Below are 18740 nucleotides of genomic sequence, written 5' to 3'. Positions count from 1 at the left end.
GCCCCGCATTGCGGGGCGATCATCATGATTCTGGTTGCGCAGGCCAGCCACTATCCAATGCCCTGGAGGCTGTAAGTACTTCCAGAGCGCCAGATATCGACAGGCCTATTTCTCCCTTACAGTAACATCAATCAAAACAGGCTCGCCTTTCTCATTGGCGGCGAGCATTTTTCCTGCAGGTATTTCAGTTGTTTTGAAAAACCAGTTATCATCCGGCAGTTCAGTTGCATCAGTGATGTCATGAAAGCCTGGAATAACTTCGGTCAACGTTATCGGATTAAACAGGCGCATAATAAACTCTCCAGGAGAAACCTGAATTTGATGGACTACCCGTTGCGGACATAGTGCAACGGGCTTTGAAGCCAGCTTTTGTTGTTAATGGATCAATGACCATAGATGTATGAGCAAGATTGACCGTAGCACCAGGATCCCCAGAAAGGCGCTCAGCGATGCTGATATAACGCGTCAAATCAGGTAACTCTATGGGGTAATTAACTGTGGCTAAGCCATTATCTATGGCTACACCAGATCCCATCATCTCAATGGCACCATCAGACCATATCACCCATACACCGTTTGCGTTCCTGCCTCGACTCGTTACAAATTTAGCTCCTCCTAAACCAAGGTATTCGAGAACGTCAGCAATGCCGCCCTTGCCGATGATATCCCTGCCTGTCTGGGTTAAATCGGTCTGGGCTACAGTGTCCACACCAGTAAAATACGGAAGCTTATTAGCGCCCGTTAGCAAGCCAGCCAGCGCGGTCAGTGTTGCGTCTGCTGCCTGTTTACCAGCCAGCGCATTCAGTACGGTGGTAGAGAAATTTGGATCGTTACCCAGGGCCGCCGCCAGCTCGCTGAGGGTATCCAGTGCCGCCGGAGATGATGCGACCAGTGCAGCAATAGCTGATTTTACAAACGCCGTGGTAGCAATCTGGGTATTATTGGCAGTTTGCACAGCTGTCGGTGCTGTTGGCGTTCCGGTCAGGCCAGGACTTGCCAGAGGGGCCTTAAGCGCCAGCGCATTGTTTAACGCCGTTACCAGCGCCTGCACAAAGGCCGTATTAGCAATCTGGGTTGAGTTATTTCCTGCCGCTGCAGTTGGCGCTTTCGGCGTGCCGGTCAGCGTAGGGCTTTCTTTTGGCGCATACTGAGTGTGAGGGTCCACTGCAGCAAGGTGTTTTGCCATCAGGTCATCTACATACACCTTTAGCTCCAGCACCTTGTCATCCACATATTTGCGGGTTGCCAGCACTACTGCCGGATCAATTTTCAGGGTGACGTTTTCAGTGCTACTTGTGATAAGCACCATGCGCACCGTCTGTGTGCGGCCGCTTCCCTCAGCCAGCTGCGGCTTGTAACTCTCCGGGCAGTTACCGAGGGCAATCAGCGCACCGGTGTCATCGAAAAGCCCAACCTCTCGAATCCACCACCCGCCCTCCGTTTCGGGGATCACCTGCTCAGCAATAATCTGACTGCTGTTCTGCGGGTCGATATACAACATGTTGAGGTCAGCGCGGCGTTTTTCATTAACCAGGACCGTTTGTTTTGCGTCCGGGGTCGGCAGCACGCCGCCGCCATCTCCCACCGCCATCTTAGTAATTTTCAGCGGGACACCGAGCGCGGCGGCGCTTGCCAGTTTCGCCGCGCCGATCTCCGTCAGCAGGGTATAAAATTTTGCGCTCATGAATTCACTCTCACAGTATCAATAACATGGACCGCACCGCCCTCATAGGCGGTACCGCCGGAAATAATGGTTTCGTTGATGTACGGATAAACCGTGATTTCTTCGCCCGTATAGGTGGCAGCGCCCACCCAAAGATCACCGCTGGTCTGAAGGTTTATGGACATCCCCACCAGATGACGACTGCACGGTTTGGCATCACTAATCAGCCGCTCCAGCTCCAGATAGGTTTCTTCCGTTATGCCCTGGTCCTGCACGCCAATATCCAGCCGGAACGTGCCCGGCGCCTCTCCGGTTTTCCACCATTCGATAACACGGATCAGGAAACCGAACGGTTGCACAGCCCGGCGCACAGCGCTGATAGTTCCTTTATGCTGATGAATAAAAAATGCATCCCGGACTACCTGCCTTTTCACGTCCTCCACCCAGCTTTCGTCCCAGCGGTCAACAGAGAACGCCCAGGCCAGATAAGGCAGAAACTTTACCGGGCACGTGGCAGGGTTCCACAGGTCACGCAGCGGCACATTCAGCCCGGTGATATCACTGCACGCGGCGGCAAGGCGGCGCTCCAGCGCGGACGACCCCGGCGGTAACAGGCTATTCATCCGTACCACCTTTCAGCACAGACCAGCTTTCGCACCATGCGGCCTGCGTTTTATCCAGCACCACATCCTGCGCCGGGCTTGCCAGCTCCACGCGCTGTACACCCTCGACGTGCAGGGCAGCAAAGATAGCGCTGCGCCGGATATCACGGCCCAGCCGTGTCTGGCTGGCGATATACTTTTCAAGCCGCGCGCGCGCGGCCGCAAGAATTGGCTCCGCTTCTGGTCCGGGATAGAAATACAGCGTGGCGTTAATCTCATAGGGCACGATCGCCGCACTCTGCACCGTCACGCGGTCCGCCACGGGTCGAATACTTTCATCGTTCAGCGCCGCATCCACGACGGCCAGCAGATCGGCAGGTGCAGCGCCGTTCCCGTCGCGGCTCAGCACAGTGATAACCACCGTTGCAGGGGTGGGGCTGGTTGCCGACACATCAGCAACTCGCCCGTCTGCGCTGCGCGCATGAAACTCATAAGCCGCTGTAGGTCCGGCCACGGACAGGCCCTCAAATGCCTGCGGTACACGCAGCCGTAACTCGTCGTCGGTTTCCATCGCCGCCGCAACCGGCGGCACGGCGTTATCATCTGCAGGCGTGACGACCATACGCCCGACGCCATAGTTAGCTGCCAGCTGATCCAGATCGCTGCCAAGCGCATAGGCCACCATGACAGCCTGGGCGGCCTCGTTGATGCGCTGGCGTAAGAGAATTTCCCGGTAGGTATTTTCCTGCAGCAGCTTCACCACCGGATCGGACTCCAGCGCCAGCGTGCGCCGCACGGCGTCCTGTTCGTCAGCCGGATAAAGGGCGATAAACGCCGCCTTACGCACGGCCAGCAGGGTTTCAAAATCCGGCACATCAACAATTTCCGGGGCGGGAAGCTGGGAGAGATCGACGGAACTCATACGACAGCCCCCACGTCTACCGAGAGGCTGAGAGGGGCGTTATCTGCACGGTAGCCCGTCAGGTTAACAACCATTTTGCCGTCCATGCTCGTTTCCGTAGTCACGCCCGTCAGCCTGATACGCGGTTCCCAGCGGCACAGGGCGCTGTATGTTGCCGCCATAACCTGCAGCCGGGTAACGGCGTTCTGCGGCTGGTCTATCAGTTCAGCCATCAGCGAGCCATATTCCCGGCGCGCCAGACGCGAACCAACCGGCGTCACCAGAATATCGCGCACAGACTGACGGATGTGCTCAACGTCCGTCAGCGCGCCGCCTGTCTGCGCGTTCATACCCAGATACATCATCAAGCTGGCCCTCCCGTTAAACTGCCGCCACTCTGAACGCCGTTGTGTTTGTGGCTGTGCACTACAACGCCGTTTGAACTCATCGCCCCGCCGGACTGCGTAACCTCACCGTTGATCACGACCTCGCTGTTGATACTCGTCCGGGCGGCTTCAACGACAAACTCACCCGTTTTTACCTGGATGCTTTCCGGTGCTTCTAAAACAATCTTTGCCCCGGCTTTTAGCAGGTAGCGCCCGGTTTCCGGCTCGTACTCAATCCAGCCGCCGTCCGGGAACGTCGTTACCTGTGCATCCTCTGATACAGAGGGCGGCGGGTTGTCGTTTGAGTAAATCGCCGGTAACACAAACGCCGTGGTGAGATCGCCGCCGATGGACAGCAAAACAACCTGCTCACCCACGGACGGCCGCCACCATGTTCTGGACCGGCCAGCGCGCATCGTCAGCCAGTTAAGCCACGTCGTCTGCAGTTCGCCGGTCTGCACGCGGCACTGCCAGTTTTCAGCGTCCACCTCGATCACCACCCCGGTTCTGACCAGGTTCAGCAGCAGGCGGTACAGCTCAGCAAGGTTAAATTCGGGATTTTTCATGGGGTCAGTTTTCCATTTTTGCCGCCGGGTGATGAGTCGCGGGCGTTGTGCGATGCGCCAGACAATGTGCCGTCAGCGGGACAGGTGTTCCATGATGAGATCGCGCACCATCTCTTCAGATGCGTCGGTTATGCCGAGCAGTTCACGGCGGGCATAGGTAACTTCGGGCCCGTACTTCCTGACACGATCGCGCAGGCCATAGTGATGGACGCGGGCTATACGCTGCACCCTGCCTTCAAAGGCCACCTCTGCAGCGTCGTTTGTGGTCCGGGTTTTGAGGTAGCGGGCTGTCCGCAGCTTGCTGAACATCTGCCGACGGATGCGGCCCGACTTCGCCCGGCCTTTCGCTTTCCGGGGTTCGTAGGCGCTGCCGTCCGGGTTGCGCTGCAGCTTTATATTTTGCTGCTGCTGCTGTCGCAGCTGCACGGCCACATCACGCATCAGCTTTCGCCGCTGCGCCGTTCCCAGCTGGCTAATCAGTGCGTTCAGCCAGTCATCCATCTGTTTCAGCTCAGCCATGATGCGCTAACCAGTGCTCATCGTGGCTGGCAGGGCCGTCCGGCTCCGCCACTGCCTCCACCGTTGCCACACCATCACGGACCGTAACCAGCACACGCTCCGTCAGAGCCAGATAAATGCTGATATCAACCAGATCGTTTTTCAGTATTTCCACCTCAAAACGAAACAGCCGTTCGCGCAGCTCCGGGTTATGCAGGGCGTCCGGCTGGTTTTCCGTCAGCCACTGCAGCACCACCGCCGTCAGCAGGTTCTGATCGCCACTGAAATCAGTAACGACCATATTCAGTGTGTACTGATACTCCCAGCCAAGCCCCGGCACGCCTGTGCTCACAACCTTTCCGTCGTCAACGAACAGATGCAGCGCGTCCGGGTTAGCACTCAGGTAAGGGATGCTATTCAGCGCCGATCGCAGGGATGAGGGTTTGTTCATGGTTTTCCTGACAGTCAACAATCATATCCACCCTGGCCGCACACTGCGCCCAGCCCGTTTCCGCCGCCTCTTTAGCGGCAAGCAGCTCGCCGTTATTGGTCGGCCCGCTCGCTGGCAGCTGGCAGCGCGTCACCTTCGGACAGGAAAGCGCGATAACCGGCCGCTCCGGTAATTGCCGGGCGCTGTTGCAGCCGGATAACATCAGCAGGCAAAGGAGTGTCAGCCCACTTTTTAACGTCAGGGTTTTCATTGGTCAGCCTCTTAATCTGTTCAGCCCGCGCCACTGCAGCGAGAGTGATTGCATCCTGTTCCTGCTGATAGGCCAGCTGAAAGCTGTCGTTTGCCCTGGCCATCAGGTCAACCGCAGCCAGCTGGCTACGGGCGCGGCCCAGATCCACATTTAGCCCGGCAATATCACGATCCCTGTCGCTGATATCCCGCCGGGCCTCCCGTAACTGCCAGCCCAGCCAAAGCGTCAGGGCCAGTAACAACACACCGGTGATCGTTACGCTGCGGGGCATGGTTGCGCACCTTCACGCCAGTCTTTCAGCAGCTCAGCCAGCATCCAGCGCATACAGCTGACCAGGACCACGCTAATCAGGTAAACGACTGCGGTTGCAAACCAGCCGGATTGGAGCAGGGCCGCGACTACAAACACAAGATTGTTAACCCACCTTACCTCCGCCCAGCCCGACGACGGCTTATCCAGTCCGAACATTTTGCAGAGGATTGGCGGCATTGATTCGCTGCCTGGCCTGACCACGTCGCGCTCACAGAACGCATAAATGACATAGCCGAAAAGGCCAAGCATCAGCAGACCGGCGGAGGCAAGCGACCGTAAGTAAACGAAGCAGGCCGCCGCACTCATTACCACGCTCTCCGGTTGAAAAAGCCCCCATGCCAGTGCTCCCAGAAACAGAACATGAACCACCCATGCAATCAGTTTGGTTTTCACAGTGTCACCCCTTTTACGCACCATGCCAGTTCCCGCGCGCGGCGGTTTTCCAGCCCGCTGTTTTTTATTCCGCTGACGTACACCCAGCGTGGAAGCTGATTGCACGCCTGCAGCCATTGACCGCGCCTAATGAACGCCGCCATTGTTGATTTACACACCGCACCCGTACCGACGTTAAACGCCAGGCTCACAAGGCTGTCATAAACCTGCTGCGGCATGGCTACCGGCACACAGACTGCCAGCCTGCGCTCAACGTTGAGCACATCGCCGATCAGGTTGCTGGCCGCCTGGTGCTCGTTGATGGTTTTGCCTGGCACCACTCCGGCGGTATGCCCGATCCCGTTAGTCCACACCCCGGCGTCGCACTGGTACGGCGTCAGGCGACAGCCCTCATAATCTGCAATCAGCTGCAGACCCTGCGGGGAGGTTTTCAGCAGCTCAAACTGTGGCAGCGTGGCAGCGATCGCCAGCACCACACCAATCAGGCAACGCTTAACGATTGACGCGCTCATAAGCCTCCCGGCTGATTTTTCCGGCCTCAAGCAACTGAAACGCCTTGCGCCGGTAATACCATGTGATCCCCAGCGCCGCCGTACCCAGCACCATTCCGAATACGGTTCCCACGTCCTGGATATCCCAGTTACCCAGCCAGGCGAGGAAAACCGCTATCCAGTAGGTCATGGCCGCTGTTACCCGTTCGATAGTCATATTCACTCCCAGAGCTGCACGGTCTGCGCCGTGGGGCTGCTGACCAGCTCAGGCAGCTCCACCTCTAAACCGTGCGGCAGAACGGGGCCAACAGCGGCCAGCCCCGGATTGGCGGCCAGCACCGCTTCTGTCATACCCAGCGTACGCCCGTAGTGACGCCAGCAAATCGCGTCTACCGTGTCATACTGCTGCGCCCGGACTTTCATCAGATCAGCTCCACCGTCATGTGTGGCAGGTCCTGCAGACGGGCGATCGCCCAGCGTGCATCGCGCCACAACTCACCCAGGCCGCTTTCCATTTCGTCCGCCTTTTTGTTCCCTTCCGCCGTGCTGTCAAAATCCCGGTACTTCTCAACCGTCAGCGCCTTTGTCCAGCACCAGACAGCGCGGCGGTACAGCTGCACGCGCTCGCTTTCACCATCGATTTTTTCCGCCGGAACATCAGCCAGGACAGCACAGCCCCGGTCCATTTGTTTCTGGCGAAAACTGAACAGCTCCGCGTTTACCTCAGAAACGGCGGTCAGTGCCTGCTGCCTCAGCCGCTCCGTTGTTACCGTTCCGTCTAGGCGCATTTCACGACGGCACTCTGCCAGATCGAGATCGGGCCAAAAAAAGGTGTTCTGGATAATGTCCTGCGCGCTTTCTTTCACCGGCTCCGGCGAAACAAATTTCATGTTCATTCACTACTCCCTGATGGGTGGGCGGTGGACGGGGTTTTGATGCGGCCTATAGCCTGTCGCCACCCCGTGCCGCCCCGCGCGTGGGCACGTTCGGTTAGCCGCCGTTGACGGCTTTTTTCAGCCGGGCTTCCAGCTGCTTAATTTCTGTTTTCACGCCGCAGTTCATATCCAGCTGCAGGGCACGCTTAAGGTGATTCAGCGCCGCGACGGCCTGATCGTTGTCACGCAGGGCAAACCCCAGCGCCTTGTAAATCCGGGCGCGGGACTGATCCGGCATGTCGTGCGGCTCAACCAGCTCCAGCGCCTGCGTCAACAGGGCAGCGCTGAACGTTTCACCTCCTGCAAACGCCCGCATAGCGGCATCGGCAAACTCTTCTGCAATGGCAGTCGCCGTGGTGCGGTTGAATCGCTGCGGCAGTACCCAGCCATGCCGCAGGGCGTGGCGGGCAATCTCCATCGCACCGGTGTAATTACCGGTATCGATGCGCCAGATCAGAACGAACATCGCCACATCGTCCTGCCGTGCAGAGTCCGCCGCCAGCACCCCGGCAATCCAGGCGTCATAGACAGGCAGAAACTCACGTTTCAGGGCAATCTTGCGTTCCGTTCCCTGCACCGTTTTCAGGCGGCGCATGTGCTCGCCGAGCTGCATCAGCATTTTTTCATAGCCGCTGGCCCCGGCAGCACTGCCGCCCGGACGGGCGGCCTCCTGTGCCTGGACAAAGCGCGTATGTGCGCGGAATGGGTTCATGGTTATGCCCCGCCGCCTGCCGGATCCTCAGCCGCCTGCGGTGCTGTCGATGCGTTCATGCTCTGCACGACGGTCGCCGCCATTGCCACGATGCGCGCAAGTTGCTCATCTGACATATCCGCCGCTGCAGTCTGCTGCGCCGGTGCGTCTTCGTTTTCCAGCACCTCGATGTTTTCAATCAGCGCCACGCAGTCGTAATCCTCAATCACGTACGCCTCGTTGACAGATTCGAAGTTTTCAATGCGATCGCGCTTCGGATTATCGATAACCGCGCGGCGGCGGGTGCCGTCCTGCCAGTAAATCGACAGGTTATCCAGACGGGTGATCAGGATGGCGTTAGCCGGGAAGAAAGGAGCCTGCACAGCGGGCAGGCCGCCGATACGCTTCTGGCTGATAATCAGATCGGCGGCCAGCGCCTCGCTGTTAGGCTGGTCACGGTTGACGATAGGGAAATATTTATCGGCCATCAGCGAACGGCCACAGATAACGACCAGCTCAGTATCGTCCTGGTACCACGGCTCGATTTTCTCGCTGACCGCGCCCATAACCAGTGCGTCGAGATTTTTAAAATCGCCGCCCTTGCCGATACGCACCGTCTGAGAAATAACGGTGCCATCGCTGCCCACAATCCGGTTCAGTACGCGCACCGGCGCTTCACGGCGGATTTTCTCCAGCCAGCCGATATTCACGTCCTGCAAGAGTGGATAGGTCAGGCGATCAGAGGTCTTTTCCCGGCGCTCACCGTTAAAGCCGATCATGATGCGGTCAAGCGCCTGACGCTTGATAATCGCGTCACGGATGCGGATCTGGAAGTCTTCAAACTTCGCCCACAGGTCCAGCTTTTCATAGCCCAGAGCGGTATCAAAGTTAGTCTGGGTGCACTTGTAGCCTTCGCCGTCGATATAGGTCGGATCGGTCGGCTCGCGCTCTTTTTTGGTAGTGTCCGTGGTTCCGGCCACCGTCGAGCCGATGCCCAGACCCAGACGCTCACCGGACTGCTCATCCACCGGCACGATATTGATACGCGTCAGGAACGCGGACGACTCCTGGATTTTAGTTTCCAGCGTCTGCGCGATCGATGGCTCAGCGGTGTACTTAGAGCCAATATCGCCTACGTCGATTCCGTTAAGCTTCGCCAGCTGCTGCAGGTAAGCGTTAAAGGCAAAGCGGGTTTTCTTTTTCATCGGGTTTTGTGCTCCGTCAGCAGGTGGTTAATTGTTCTGAACTGCCGTTACCGCCGGAAGAGAACGGACGGCGATCGCTGCGGCTGTCTTCCTCGGATAACTTCTCGCGCAGGGTAGAAAGCTCCGTTTCTGCCGTGGACAGCTTTTGCTGCATGCCATCAAGGCGCTGTGAAAAATCACGTTTCAGATCGCCGAGGCTTTGTCCGAACTCAGCGACAGATTCAGACAGCGACTGGTGCGCTCCCGCGACCTCTTCAACGGCCTGATGCACATCAGCAAAACGGGCGGCGTCGTCAGCGGATTTACGGGAAAGCAGCGCCTTGATGCTGGCGAAAAAGCTCGGCTTTTCTTCCGGCAGGTCTTCAAATTCGAAGAGAGTTTCTTCGGCAGCGGTGAAAAGGTTGTCGCGATCCTGTTTGCGACGCGCCAGCGGATTAGCCTCAGCGCTGGCGCTGAACTGCAGCATTTCCGTGCCCAGGCTGGCCGGATCGTCAGTGACAGCCAGGCCGACCAGATAGGCTTCCCCGGTGTCGGAAAATTTCGGGTTTACCTCCATTGAGGTGAAGAGTTTCTGCAGCTTCGCGGTCATGGAAACCAGCTCGTCGGTCGGGACAATCCAGGCGTATAACGCCATCTTGCCTTTCAGCGGACCTTCACTAATTTCCTCCGCTTCCAGCGCTTCCACGATGCCGAAACGGCGGAAAGCGCTGTCAGGCGTATAGCCCTTGATGTGCTCCATATTGACTACAGCGGTGTAGACCTGCTGGCTGTAATTCGCTGCCATCTGGGTCAGCCATACGCGATCAATGGTGCGCCCGTCAGTGGTGGCACCTTCCACCCCAATACGAAAACGCTTTGATTTTTTTGCCATCTGTCCGGCTCCGGTTGTTCTGGACGTGTCGAGAGGCTTTATGTTTGCGTTTCAGGGGAGGGAGAAACAACGCGCGGCCATTGTGGGAAAAATGGCACAACAGGGCGAAGCGGCGCAGGTGAACGCGGGGCCGTAGTCTGACGCCATGAACATGACGACGATTAACCCGGACCTCGACCCGCGAAAACAGGCGATGTTTCTGTATTTCAGCGGTATACGCATCGCCCGCATTGCTGAAATGCTGGGAGAGAAACCCGCAACCGTTCACAGCTGGAAAAAGCGCGACAAGTGGAGCGAAATCGGCCCCTTGGATCAGATGCAGCTGACCACGGCGGCGCGCTATTGCCAGCTCATCATGAAGCCCGCAAAGGAGGGGCGAGATTTTAAGGAAATTGACCTGCTGGCCCGTCAGGCAGAACGCCACGCCCGGATCGGGAAATTTAACGACGGCGGTAACGAAGCCGACCTCAATCCTAAGGTAGCCAACCGCAACAAAGGCCCGCGCAGGCCGCCAGAGAAAAATGTTTTCAGCGATAACCAGATCGAGAAGCTGGAAGAAATTTTCCACTCCACCATGTTCGACTACCAGCGCCAGTGGTGGGAAGCCGGGAATAAATACGCCGTCAGGAACCTGCTGAAATCACGCCAGATCGGGGCGACGTTCTTTTTTGCCCGTGAGGCACTGATTGATGCGCTCATCACCGGCCGCAACCAGATTTTCCTCTCAGCGAGTAAAGCCCAGGCTCACGTTTTCAAGCAGTACATTGTTGAGTTTGCGAAAGAGGTAGATGTAGAGCTGCGCGGCGATCCGATGGTACTGCCGAACGGGGCGACGCTGTATTTCCTCGGAACCAACGCCCGGACCGCGCAGAGCTATCACGGAAACCTCTATCTGGACGAATATTTCTGGATACCAAAATTCCAGGAGCTGCAGAAAGTGGCGTCCGGTATGGCGCTGCATAAAAAATGGCGTGAAACCTACTTCTCCACGCCGTCCAGCCTGACGCACAGCGCCTATCCGTTCTGGTCCGGTGCACAGTTTAACAAGGGCCGGACAAAGCACGACAGGATAGAGATCGACCTCTCCCACAGCCATCTGGCGCGGGGCGCACTCTGTGCTGACGGCCAGTATCGCCAGATCATCACCGTGGAAGATGCGGTGCGCGGTGGCTGTGACCTTTTCGACCTGGAGCAGCTGCGCCAGCGCTACAGCCCGGAAGATTACCAGAACCTGCTGATGTGCGTGTTTATGGACGATCTGGCGTCTGTATTCAATCTGGCCCTTATGCAGGGCTGCATGGTGGACAGCTGGGAAGTCTGGGACGACTTTGAGCCGCTGATGATTCGCCCATTCGCTAACCGCCCGGTATGGATCGGCTATGACCCGGCGAAAGGGACAACGAACGGCGACAGCGCCGGGTGCGTGGTGATCGCGCCCCCTCTGGTGCCGGGCGGCAAGTTCCGCATCCTGCAGCGCTACCAGTGGCGCGGGATGGACTTCCGCGCCCAGGCAGAAGCCATCCGGCAGCTTACCCTGCAGTTTAACGTGACCTATATCGGCATCGACTCGACCGGCGTGGGCCACGGCGTCTATGAGAACGTGAAGGCGTTCTATCCCGGTGTCCGTGAGTTTGTCTACAACCCCAACGTCAAGAATGCCCTGGTGCTCAAAGCCTACGACATCATCGCGAGTCGCCGTCTGGAGTTTGACGCGGGCATGACCGACGTAGCCCAGTCATTCATGGCGATCCGCAAAAGCACCACGGCCAGCGGAAACCGGCCAACGTATGAGGCCAGCCGCAGCGAGGAAGCCAGCCATGCAGACCTGGCCTGGGCAACCATGCACGCACTCTTTAACGAACCGCTGGAAGGCGCAACGGCGAATAACAGCACTATTGTGGAGATTTACTGATGGGTAAACGTAAGCCCCGCGCGCAGGAGCTGCACCGCCAGTCTGCCGCGCAGACCATGACCGAGCAGCCCGGCGGCGCTCATGCCGAGGCGTTTTCATTCGGGGACCCCGTGCCAGTGCTCGATCGCCGCGAACTGCTGGACTATCTGGAATGCGTTCAGGTCGACAGGTGGTACGAGCCGCCCATCAGCCTGGACGGGCTGGCGCGAACGTACCGCGCAGCAGTCCATCACAGCAGCGCAATACAGGTGAAACGTAACATTCTGGTCAGCACTTTTAAGCCGCACCGCCTGCTGTCCAAGCAGGCATTTGGCCGTTTCGTCCAGGATTTTCTTGTCTTTGGTAACGCCTACCTTGAAAAGCGGGTGAACCGGTTAGGCGACACGCTGACGCTTGAGGCTTCGCTTGCCAAGTTTACCCGGCGCGGCATTGACCCGGATCATTACTGGTTTGTGCAGTACGGCTACCAGAAGCAGCCCTATGAGTTTGCGCCGGGCCGGGTTTTTCACCTGATGGAGGCTGATCTGAACCAGGAGATTTACGGCCTGCCGGATTACCTGTCCGCCATCCCGTCCACACTGCTGAACGAGTCCGCGACCATGTTCCGCCGGAAATATTACCTGAACGGAAGCCACGCGGGCTTTATCATGTACATGTCAGATCCCGCGGCTAACCAGCAGGACGTGGATAATATCCGCGAGGCGCTGAAAAAATCGAAAGGGCCGGGCAACTTCCGCAACCTGTTTATGTACAGCCCGAACGGGAAGAAAGACGGCATTCAGATCATCCCGCTGTCAGAAGTTGCGGCAAAGGATGAGTTTCTGAACATCAAGAACGTAAGCCGCGATGACATGCTGGCCGCCCATCGTGTGCCGCCGCAGCTGATGGGTATTATTCCGACTAACACCGGCGGGTTTGGTGATGTGGAGAAGGCCGCCCGCGTCTTTGTTCGTAACGAGCTGCTGCCATTGCAGAAGCGCATGGAAGAGCTGAACGACTGGATCGGGGAGCAGGTGATCCGCTGGGAACCGTACAGCCTGGACCTGGGAGACGACAGCGCCAGCTAACCCAGCAGACCGCCCGTCAGGGCGGTTTTTTTTGGCTTTCAATCCTTAAACGACCTGCCTCCTCAGGTGCTGACCCACTCAGCACGCTTCTAAGGCCCTCTGAGCGACTCTATTTTTGGCATCTCCTCCGCAGCGCTTCGCTTCGCTGCAACCCACAGCGGCCCGCACGCGCACGAATTGCCCCCTTCCCGGCATGCCTGCCGGGGTCAAAAATGGCCTTCTGACCCCGCTTTAACCTCAAAGCGCGCGCTCGTAGCCCCGCCACGCCTGCGCGCTTTATGTAATAGTTTTCATGCAGGTGCATGAGATATGAAAAAGCCCGTCAGAACTGGCGGGCCGGGGCATAAACGATCCTCTAACGATCCTTCATTTTCATGCACCATAGACATGCACAACCGCGTGAACGGCGCGGCAATGATAAAACCATCAGATCACAGGGCAGTTATCATCGCTGATTGTGCGGTTGATGAGGTGCGTAACCCTGCCTAAAACAACCACATCGTCCAGTGCTTCACCTTCCAGCGCTTCGCCGTCGGATGTTATAAAAGAGTGACCGGCAACTTTTGCGAAATGCGTACGCCCGAATGCCTGGATCAGAACGTCCGCACCAGGCGGGCATTTTAATGCGGGGTTAATCACCGCATAACCTGCTGATGTTTCAATAATACGACTGTTAGCTGTGATGCCGCATAAGCTGTTTGGAGTCAGGACAGTCTCTACATAGTCCTGTGCCGGGCTAGGAAATCCCATAACTAACGCCTCGCTTCGCTCGTTGTTCAACCCCATGAAAATCAAAACTTAAGTTTTGTTATTCATGGGCTTATCTCATTTTGCTTCGTAAAAAATATTGCTTTCCGTTTCTTCATTTTCTTGATGAGCTAAATCGGCGATAAGGCTCAGCGCCAACTTTAGATCGGACGGTTTGCAATTGGCTAACAACGATACTTCGGCAATGAACTGCACGCAGGCCCACTTATGCGCACGACTTGAATCTTCCAGAATCATAATCCCCCCCTCACAACAATACTGTATATATTCACAGTATATAAAAAACTTTGGGAAGTGAAATGTTTTTTTATCTTTCAATCGGATATGTCTGAGGGAAATTGTTAAGCGCAACAATGGTTAACCGCGCTTACCTGTAAATTCGCAGCGTTATTTTGCGGCCTTTTCGAGCTGGCGCACCCTGTTCATGATGCTGGTCGCCCTAGCTGAGGCTGGCGTATTAGCAGCATACACATCACCACTCGCCGAACCTCTACGCCAGCGGCCACCAATAAACAGCGCCGCGCCGGAAATTAACGACAGCGCCTCTCCCCGGCTGAGTGTTTCGCCGGTTAAAAGGTGCATTTCGTCAATTGCCCTGGCTATGGCCGCCGCGTTCTGCTCTGTAACGTGGTCGAATTTTTGCCCGGTAGCCGTTTTTTTCTTCCGCAAACGCTCCGTTAACTGTCTGCGCTCGCGTCGGTTTAGAGGTTTGGTGAGATCGATGCCGGGATCCGGCACCGGATCCCCCGTACAGTTATTGACAGAACTCCGAGAGGGCGCAGGAGCGCCCTTAACGTCAACGGCCAGGTCAACGGCCCGCTTCGGTACAATTTTCCACTGCACAACGCGGGTCACGATCGGCGAGCCGTCGCCAACCTCGGTGTCGTAAACGCCCTTAACACGGACGGTTTCCTCGCCGTAGTCATTGACCGAATCGCTGCTTTCGTACCAGGTGCGCACCTGCAAATCGTCACGGCGTACGAACGGGCCGCCCTGGGCGTTTACATAACCGGCCCAGTCGCCTGCGTCAGCTGCGTCATGTACAAGGGCAAATTCGATACTCAGGCCGCGCGCCGTTTCTGCGTCAGCCATTCGACGCAGCTCGCGGTAAACGGTGACCGGCGCGCCGCCAACAAACTGAAACTGCCGGATGTGCCAGCGGGCCGCCCAGGCAGAAACAGCGGGCGCGGTCTCTTTAAGCGTTTCGCCGCTCTCGTCATCGCGCTCATCGTCCAGGGCGTAGCCGTCGATATTTTTGCTGATGTATTTCGCAACATAGCCAGTTGCGCTCCCCTTGTCGGGGTCGATAGCCTCAGCATGGAAGCGGGCCTTGCGGGCTTTATCGCTTTTCAGTTCCTGACGGTCTTCCTTGCAGGCGTATTTACTGATGATGGCTCGTACGCGGGTCACGTCTTCCGGCAACATGAACATCAGCATATGCCAGTGCGGCGTACCATCGTGGTGAGGCTCGGCCACTCGGATCCCGAACACGCGAATCTCATCGCGGTGAAGTTTGGCGCGGATTTTGGCCCACAGCCCGGTAAGGTAACGCTGGGTGTCCGCCGGGCTGGAGCCGTTCCATTTGGTGTTGCGATAACCGGCGCGGGTTGTTGCGTGGAATTTTGACGGGGCGGTGAGGGTGTAAAACTCACCGACATAGCCCAGCTCGTTGCAGATGTTTTCAAAGCCGCGGATGCGGGTCATCAGCTCACAGCGACGGATCGCCGGATTAGCCACGCTGCCGTCATATTTGTCGATCAGACTGATGCGGTTGCCTTCCTCGTCTTCCAGTTCCATCCCTTTGAGAAATTCACGCGTGCGGCGTTTCTGCTCGCGCCACTCCGTTACGCAACCTTTGCTTGCGTACGCCTTCCGCGTTTTGCTGACATTGCCAAGGGCAATTTGCAGATGCTCGCGCCACTCAGCAGCGACACGGCGCAGGCGGCCCTGCCACCATTTTTCTGAGGCCATGCGCAGGGTTGCCGGGGCCACATCCTCAGCTGTCACGAATTTAGTGGTGATACGCTCCCACAGCGGCGGCGCATTTCTGAAATGCCGGGTGATGCGTGCGGCGCAGTGGTAGGAGGCGTGCAGGATTTTCAGGTCGCTGCCGGCTTCCACCTCGATGGTGCCCAGTTCGGAAATAATGAAATTCGCGATATCACCGGCCAGCAGATCGATATCTGCTTTTGACATATCCGGCAGGCGATTGTAGCGGGCCGTCAAGTTTACCAGGCGGGACGCCATAAAGCGTACGTCAGCAGCGTCAAAATCACCGCTGAACGTAGCAACGGAAACCTCTGATGCGATCTCGTCGATGCTGTATTTATTTTTAACCAGCTCAAGGCGCGGCAGTGCCTTCCGGGTAAAATTCACCAGGAAGGCATTGGCTCGCTCTAAACCGTGATGACGCTCCAGCTCATCAGCGCGGCGGCGCACGTCGTAACGCACACAATCCGGCTGCCTCTCAAGTTCATGGCGCGCACGCAGCAACGCTGCAACCTGCTGATCGCGACGGTGCTGTTCTGCGTGTGTGAGGTACGGGCTTGCAATGGCCTCGCGTGGAGCATTCCAGCTGTGCGCATATCCGTTCATGCAAACTCCAGCGCCAGTTGCAGGGGCTGCGCGGGTCTGGATAGCCAGTTGCAGACAGCGGGCGGGCGAACAGCCTCAATCGTATTTTTAAGGATTGCGCACCGGTTACGCTTTATCATATTTATCAGTTCCTGCTCAGATAACCCCTGCGCATAGTCAGCTTCACGGATGGCTCGGGTCAGTTCAGGATATTTGGCCTCAAACTTCGGAACATTACAGGCAAGGTTGGTGCTGTCAGCAGTTGCCAGCGGGTAATTACCCAGCACCCGGCCATCGAGCATCCGCAGGCCATGAATCATGGTTTTGAAATTATGTTTACCGTAGACAGCTTCGAACGCGTCTTTCATACGGCGGTGCCAGAGCTGGGTTCGGATAACGGCATATTCGCCGGAAGAACCAAAACAGACGCGAGGCCATTCCCGGCACAGCTCAACCAGGCGATCAAGTGATTCATGCAAATGCCACACAGGCGCAGCTTTATCACGAAGGCAGCCAGGCAGACTGGCGATAAGAGCATCGTTATCTGCCTCGCCCCCCCCTCGATCACGTCTGGGATAACAAAAAAGCTCAACTTAGGGTTGTGGTAGTGAGGGATTAGCCATTCATAAAACTCGGACCAGTTGATAACGAGGCCGCGCTTCCATGCGGAAAATGCACCGTTATCTATCGCAACAGCAGCGGCATGACGAAAAGAGGCGGCAAGCTGATCGGGTCGCGCATACGACACAAAAGCGCCAGCGCCGCTCACCGCAATTCGATGAACGTCGCCAGCGCCACCCCACACAGGTGTTCCGTGATAATGGACAACGTTAGTCACGGAACCGCCCCGACTCATGCAAGCCCCACATGAAACACAGAGAAGTCCACAGCATCGGCATAATCGACGCCCGTCCAGAAGAACGACTTAGAAACAGCGATAACCTCAGCGGCAGATTTGCTTTTACCGGCGGCCACGCCCATGCTGCGGGCGGCTGTAATTTTATGAAGGGTGAAATTACGGTACAGCGAGCCGATCAGAAGCGTGTCGCTGTTGGAGGCAACAACCGAATGACCTTCTGATGACCGGCGATCCAGAATTGAGGCCAGCCGATACTGGTCATCCTCGCTAAAACCTGCGGTGTGGTAACCGGCAAATGTACCGTCATACGGCGGATCGCAGTAAACCACATCGCCGGGCAGCAACTGCGCCAGGGTGTCTTCGTAACCGGCACAAATGAACGTTGCGCGCTGGGCCTTTTCAGCAAAGGCGCGGATTTCAGAAATCGGGAGGTACGGCTCTTTGTAATTACCGTATGGCACATTGAAATGCCCGGCACGGTTATAACGACACAGCCCACGGTAACAATGGCGATTCAGATAAAGAAAATATGCCGCTTTATCCATAGGGCTAAGTGCACCAGTATTAAAATACTGACGGCATTTGTAATAGCCGCTTTCGGTATTGAGCTCCGCATACAGGCGCTCAATGAGATGAATAAAGCCGAGCACATCATCCTTAATCTGCTGATACATGTTAATCAGGTCAGGGTTGATATCCGCAACGAGATAGCTGGGATAATCAGTTTCCATCATCACAGCGCAGGAACCCGCGAACGGTTCAACCAGTCGCGGGCCAGCAGGCAGGTACTTTTTCAAGTGCGGCATAACGGCGGTTTTATTGCCCGCCCATTTCAGGATTGTGCTCATACAGCCCCCTTGTAGTGCTTGCCTTTCAGCTCGGCGATTTCCTGACAGGTGACGCAGCACTGCACGCCCGGAATAACCGCCCGGCGAGCAGCAGGAATATCGACGCCGCACGCCTGGCAGAAAAACGCAGAAGGCGCAGCCGGACGGCTACGTGCTTTGTGGGTGTGGCGCTCACGGTTTTCCTGTTCGCGCTGCTGTGCGAGATCCATTGAGTCGGCCATTAGTGCAGCTCCTGAGATTCGTTTTCAAAGCGGGCCGCTTCACGGCGCAACAGCTCGGCGGCTTCTTTGCCGTTCAGCCCCTGCTGGGTGATGTGGATAGCCAGCGACTCAAGACGGATTGAAACGGCGAGGGCGCGGTCTTTACGCTCCTCGTTTTTTGCGGCTGTCAGCAATACGGTCAGCGCATCGTTGTCAGCTTTAAACTTGCGGGTTTCGGTATTTCGCATATTCATTTCTCCAGAATTTGGGCAAAAGAATGCCCGGCGGGTTTACGCC

26 protein-coding genes and 1 pseudogene are annotated in these 18740 nt (G+C 57.0%); 2 read left to right on the top strand and 25 right to left on the bottom strand.

From position 1 onward, the window contains the following. Positions 1–105: 105 nt before the first annotated feature. The 18 genes from RTX96_RS17200 to RTX96_RS17115 form a co-directional block, all read right to left on the bottom strand. On the bottom strand, positions 106–291 hold the full coding sequence (locus RTX96_RS17200) for a hypothetical protein (protein WP_312671636.1): 186 nt from the start codon (positions 289–291) through the stop codon (positions 106–108). Continuing rightward, on the bottom strand, positions 278–1684 hold the full coding sequence (locus tag RTX96_RS17195; protein WP_312671635.1) for a phage tail protein: 1407 nt from the start codon (positions 1682–1684) through the stop codon (positions 278–280). Before RTX96_RS17195 ends, RTX96_RS17200 begins: the two co-directional genes overlap by 14 nt. After that, positions 1681–2286: a phage tail protein I gene (locus RTX96_RS17190; protein WP_312671634.1), complete on the bottom strand. Its 606-nt coding sequence runs from the start codon at positions 2284–2286 to the stop codon at positions 1681–1683. Before RTX96_RS17190 ends, RTX96_RS17195 begins: the two co-directional genes overlap by 4 nt. Continuing rightward, positions 2279–3187, bottom strand: coding sequence for a baseplate assembly protein (locus RTX96_RS17185; RefSeq protein WP_312671633.1), 909 nt, complete (start codon positions 3185–3187; stop codon positions 2279–2281). Before RTX96_RS17185 ends, RTX96_RS17190 begins: the two co-directional genes overlap by 8 nt. Beyond that, positions 3184–3534 (bottom strand): GPW/gp25 family protein, encoded by a 351-nt coding sequence (locus tag RTX96_RS17180; RefSeq protein WP_312400624.1) that lies wholly within the window; start codon positions 3532–3534, stop codon positions 3184–3186. The genes RTX96_RS17185 and RTX96_RS17180 overlap by 4 nt, the downstream gene beginning before the upstream one ends. Beyond that, complete coding sequence (locus RTX96_RS17175) at positions 3531–4118, bottom strand: phage baseplate assembly protein V (protein WP_312671632.1); 588 nt, start codon at positions 4116–4118, stop codon at positions 3531–3533. The genes RTX96_RS17180 and RTX96_RS17175 overlap by 4 nt, the downstream gene beginning before the upstream one ends. A gap of 72 nt (positions 4119–4190) precedes the next feature. Further along, positions 4191–4637 (bottom strand): phage virion morphogenesis protein, encoded by a 447-nt coding sequence (locus RTX96_RS17170; RefSeq protein WP_312671631.1) that lies wholly within the window; start codon positions 4635–4637, stop codon positions 4191–4193. Next, the gene (locus RTX96_RS17165) at positions 4630–5067 is read right to left on the bottom strand and encodes a phage tail protein (RefSeq protein WP_312671630.1); all 438 of its coding nucleotides are present in this window, start codon (positions 5065–5067) and stop codon (positions 4630–4632) included. The genes RTX96_RS17170 and RTX96_RS17165 overlap by 8 nt, the downstream gene beginning before the upstream one ends. Beyond that, the gene (gene lysC, locus RTX96_RS17160) at positions 5030–5269 is read right to left on the bottom strand and encodes an Rz1-like lysis system protein LysC (RefSeq protein WP_312671629.1); all 240 of its coding nucleotides are present in this window, start codon (positions 5267–5269) and stop codon (positions 5030–5032) included. The genes RTX96_RS17165 and lysC overlap by 38 nt, the downstream gene beginning before the upstream one ends. After that, positions 5160–5588, bottom strand: coding sequence for an Rz-like lysis system protein LysB (gene lysB, locus RTX96_RS17155; protein WP_312671628.1), 429 nt, complete (start codon positions 5586–5588; stop codon positions 5160–5162). The genes lysC and lysB overlap by 110 nt, the downstream gene beginning before the upstream one ends. Then, complete coding sequence (locus RTX96_RS17150) at positions 5573–6022, bottom strand: hypothetical protein (RefSeq protein ID WP_312671627.1); 450 nt, start codon at positions 6020–6022, stop codon at positions 5573–5575. The genes lysB and RTX96_RS17150 overlap by 16 nt, the downstream gene beginning before the upstream one ends. Continuing rightward, a complete protein-coding gene (locus RTX96_RS17145) occupies positions 6019–6534 on the bottom strand; it encodes a lysozyme (RefSeq protein ID WP_312671626.1) in 516 nt (171 codons plus the stop codon). Before RTX96_RS17145 ends, RTX96_RS17150 begins: the two co-directional genes overlap by 4 nt. Further along, the gene (locus RTX96_RS17140; RefSeq protein ID WP_088475204.1) at positions 6515–6730 is read right to left on the bottom strand and encodes an HP1 family phage holin; all 216 of its coding nucleotides are present in this window, start codon (positions 6728–6730) and stop codon (positions 6515–6517) included. The genes RTX96_RS17145 and RTX96_RS17140 overlap by 20 nt, the downstream gene beginning before the upstream one ends. Positions 6731–6732: 2 nt before the next feature. Beyond that, positions 6733–6936 (bottom strand): tail protein X, encoded by a 204-nt coding sequence (locus RTX96_RS17135; RefSeq protein WP_088475203.1) that lies wholly within the window; start codon positions 6934–6936, stop codon positions 6733–6735. After that, positions 6936–7403, bottom strand: coding sequence for a head completion/stabilization protein (locus tag RTX96_RS17130; protein ID WP_312671647.1), 468 nt, complete (start codon positions 7401–7403; stop codon positions 6936–6938). Before RTX96_RS17130 ends, RTX96_RS17135 begins: the two co-directional genes overlap by 1 nt. Positions 7404–7503: 100 nt before the next feature. Beyond that, a complete protein-coding gene (gpM, locus tag RTX96_RS17125; RefSeq protein ID WP_312671625.1) occupies positions 7504–8160 on the bottom strand; it encodes a phage terminase small subunit in 657 nt (218 codons plus the stop codon). Positions 8161–8162: 2 nt separating this feature from the next. Continuing rightward, the gene (locus tag RTX96_RS17120; RefSeq protein ID WP_312671624.1) at positions 8163–9344 is read right to left on the bottom strand and encodes a phage major capsid protein, P2 family; all 1182 of its coding nucleotides are present in this window, start codon (positions 9342–9344) and stop codon (positions 8163–8165) included. 16 nt (positions 9345–9360) lie between these two features. Continuing rightward, positions 9361–10215: a GPO family capsid scaffolding protein gene (locus RTX96_RS17115; protein ID WP_312671623.1), complete on the bottom strand. Its 855-nt coding sequence runs from the start codon at positions 10213–10215 to the stop codon at positions 9361–9363. Positions 10216–10360: 145 nt separating this feature from the next. Between RTX96_RS17115 and RTX96_RS17110 the strand changes: the two genes are divergently transcribed. After that, a complete protein-coding gene (locus tag RTX96_RS17110) occupies positions 10361–12127 on the top strand; it encodes a terminase ATPase subunit family protein (protein ID WP_312671622.1) in 1767 nt (588 codons plus the stop codon). Further along, entirely contained in the window at positions 12127–13194 is a 1068-nt protein-coding gene (locus RTX96_RS17105) for a phage portal protein (protein ID WP_312671621.1), read from the top strand. Before RTX96_RS17110 ends, RTX96_RS17105 begins: the two co-directional genes overlap by 1 nt. A gap of 426 nt (positions 13195–13620) precedes the next feature. On the opposite strand, the gene RTX96_RS17100 is transcribed toward RTX96_RS17105, so the two are convergent. From RTX96_RS17100 to RTX96_RS17070, 7 genes and pseudogenes are all read right to left on the bottom strand, one after another. Continuing rightward, positions 13621–13944, bottom strand: a complete 324-nt coding sequence (locus tag RTX96_RS17100) for a hypothetical protein (RefSeq protein WP_312414061.1) — start codon at positions 13942–13944, stop codon at positions 13621–13623. 75 nt (positions 13945–14019) lie between these two features. Next, entirely contained in the window at positions 14020–14199 is a 180-nt protein-coding gene (locus RTX96_RS17095; RefSeq protein WP_088475197.1) for a hypothetical protein, read from the bottom strand. A gap of 150 nt (positions 14200–14349) precedes the next feature. Next, a complete protein-coding gene (locus RTX96_RS17090; RefSeq protein WP_312671620.1) occupies positions 14350–16557 on the bottom strand; it encodes a replication endonuclease in 2208 nt (735 codons plus the stop codon). Then, positions 16554–17392, bottom strand: a pseudogene (locus tag RTX96_RS17085) (hypothetical protein). Before RTX96_RS17085 ends, RTX96_RS17090 begins: the two are co-directional and overlap by 4 nt. Then, positions 17389–18243, bottom strand: coding sequence for a DNA adenine methylase (locus tag RTX96_RS17080; RefSeq protein ID WP_312671619.1), 855 nt, complete (start codon positions 18241–18243; stop codon positions 17389–17391). The pseudogene RTX96_RS17085 and the gene RTX96_RS17080 overlap by 4 nt, the downstream one beginning before the upstream one ends. Then, the gene (locus tag RTX96_RS17075; protein ID WP_312671618.1) at positions 18240–18464 is read right to left on the bottom strand and encodes a TraR/DksA family transcriptional regulator; all 225 of its coding nucleotides are present in this window, start codon (positions 18462–18464) and stop codon (positions 18240–18242) included. Before RTX96_RS17075 ends, RTX96_RS17080 begins: the two co-directional genes overlap by 4 nt. After that, positions 18464–18691 carry a DUF2732 domain-containing protein gene (locus RTX96_RS17070; protein WP_103177047.1) on the bottom strand — a complete coding sequence of 76 codons (228 nt, stop codon included), beginning with the start codon at positions 18689–18691 and terminating at the stop codon, positions 18464–18466. The genes RTX96_RS17075 and RTX96_RS17070 overlap by 1 nt, the downstream gene beginning before the upstream one ends. Between the last annotated feature and the right edge of the window lie 49 nt (positions 18692–18740).

This window comes from Pseudescherichia sp. (genome assembly GCF_032052675.1).
Classification (GTDB): Bacteria; Pseudomonadota; Gammaproteobacteria; order Enterobacterales; family Enterobacteriaceae; genus Pseudescherichia.
The sequence above is the reverse complement of the archived record's forward strand: the minus strand, read 5'-3'. Positions and strand labels throughout refer to the sequence as shown.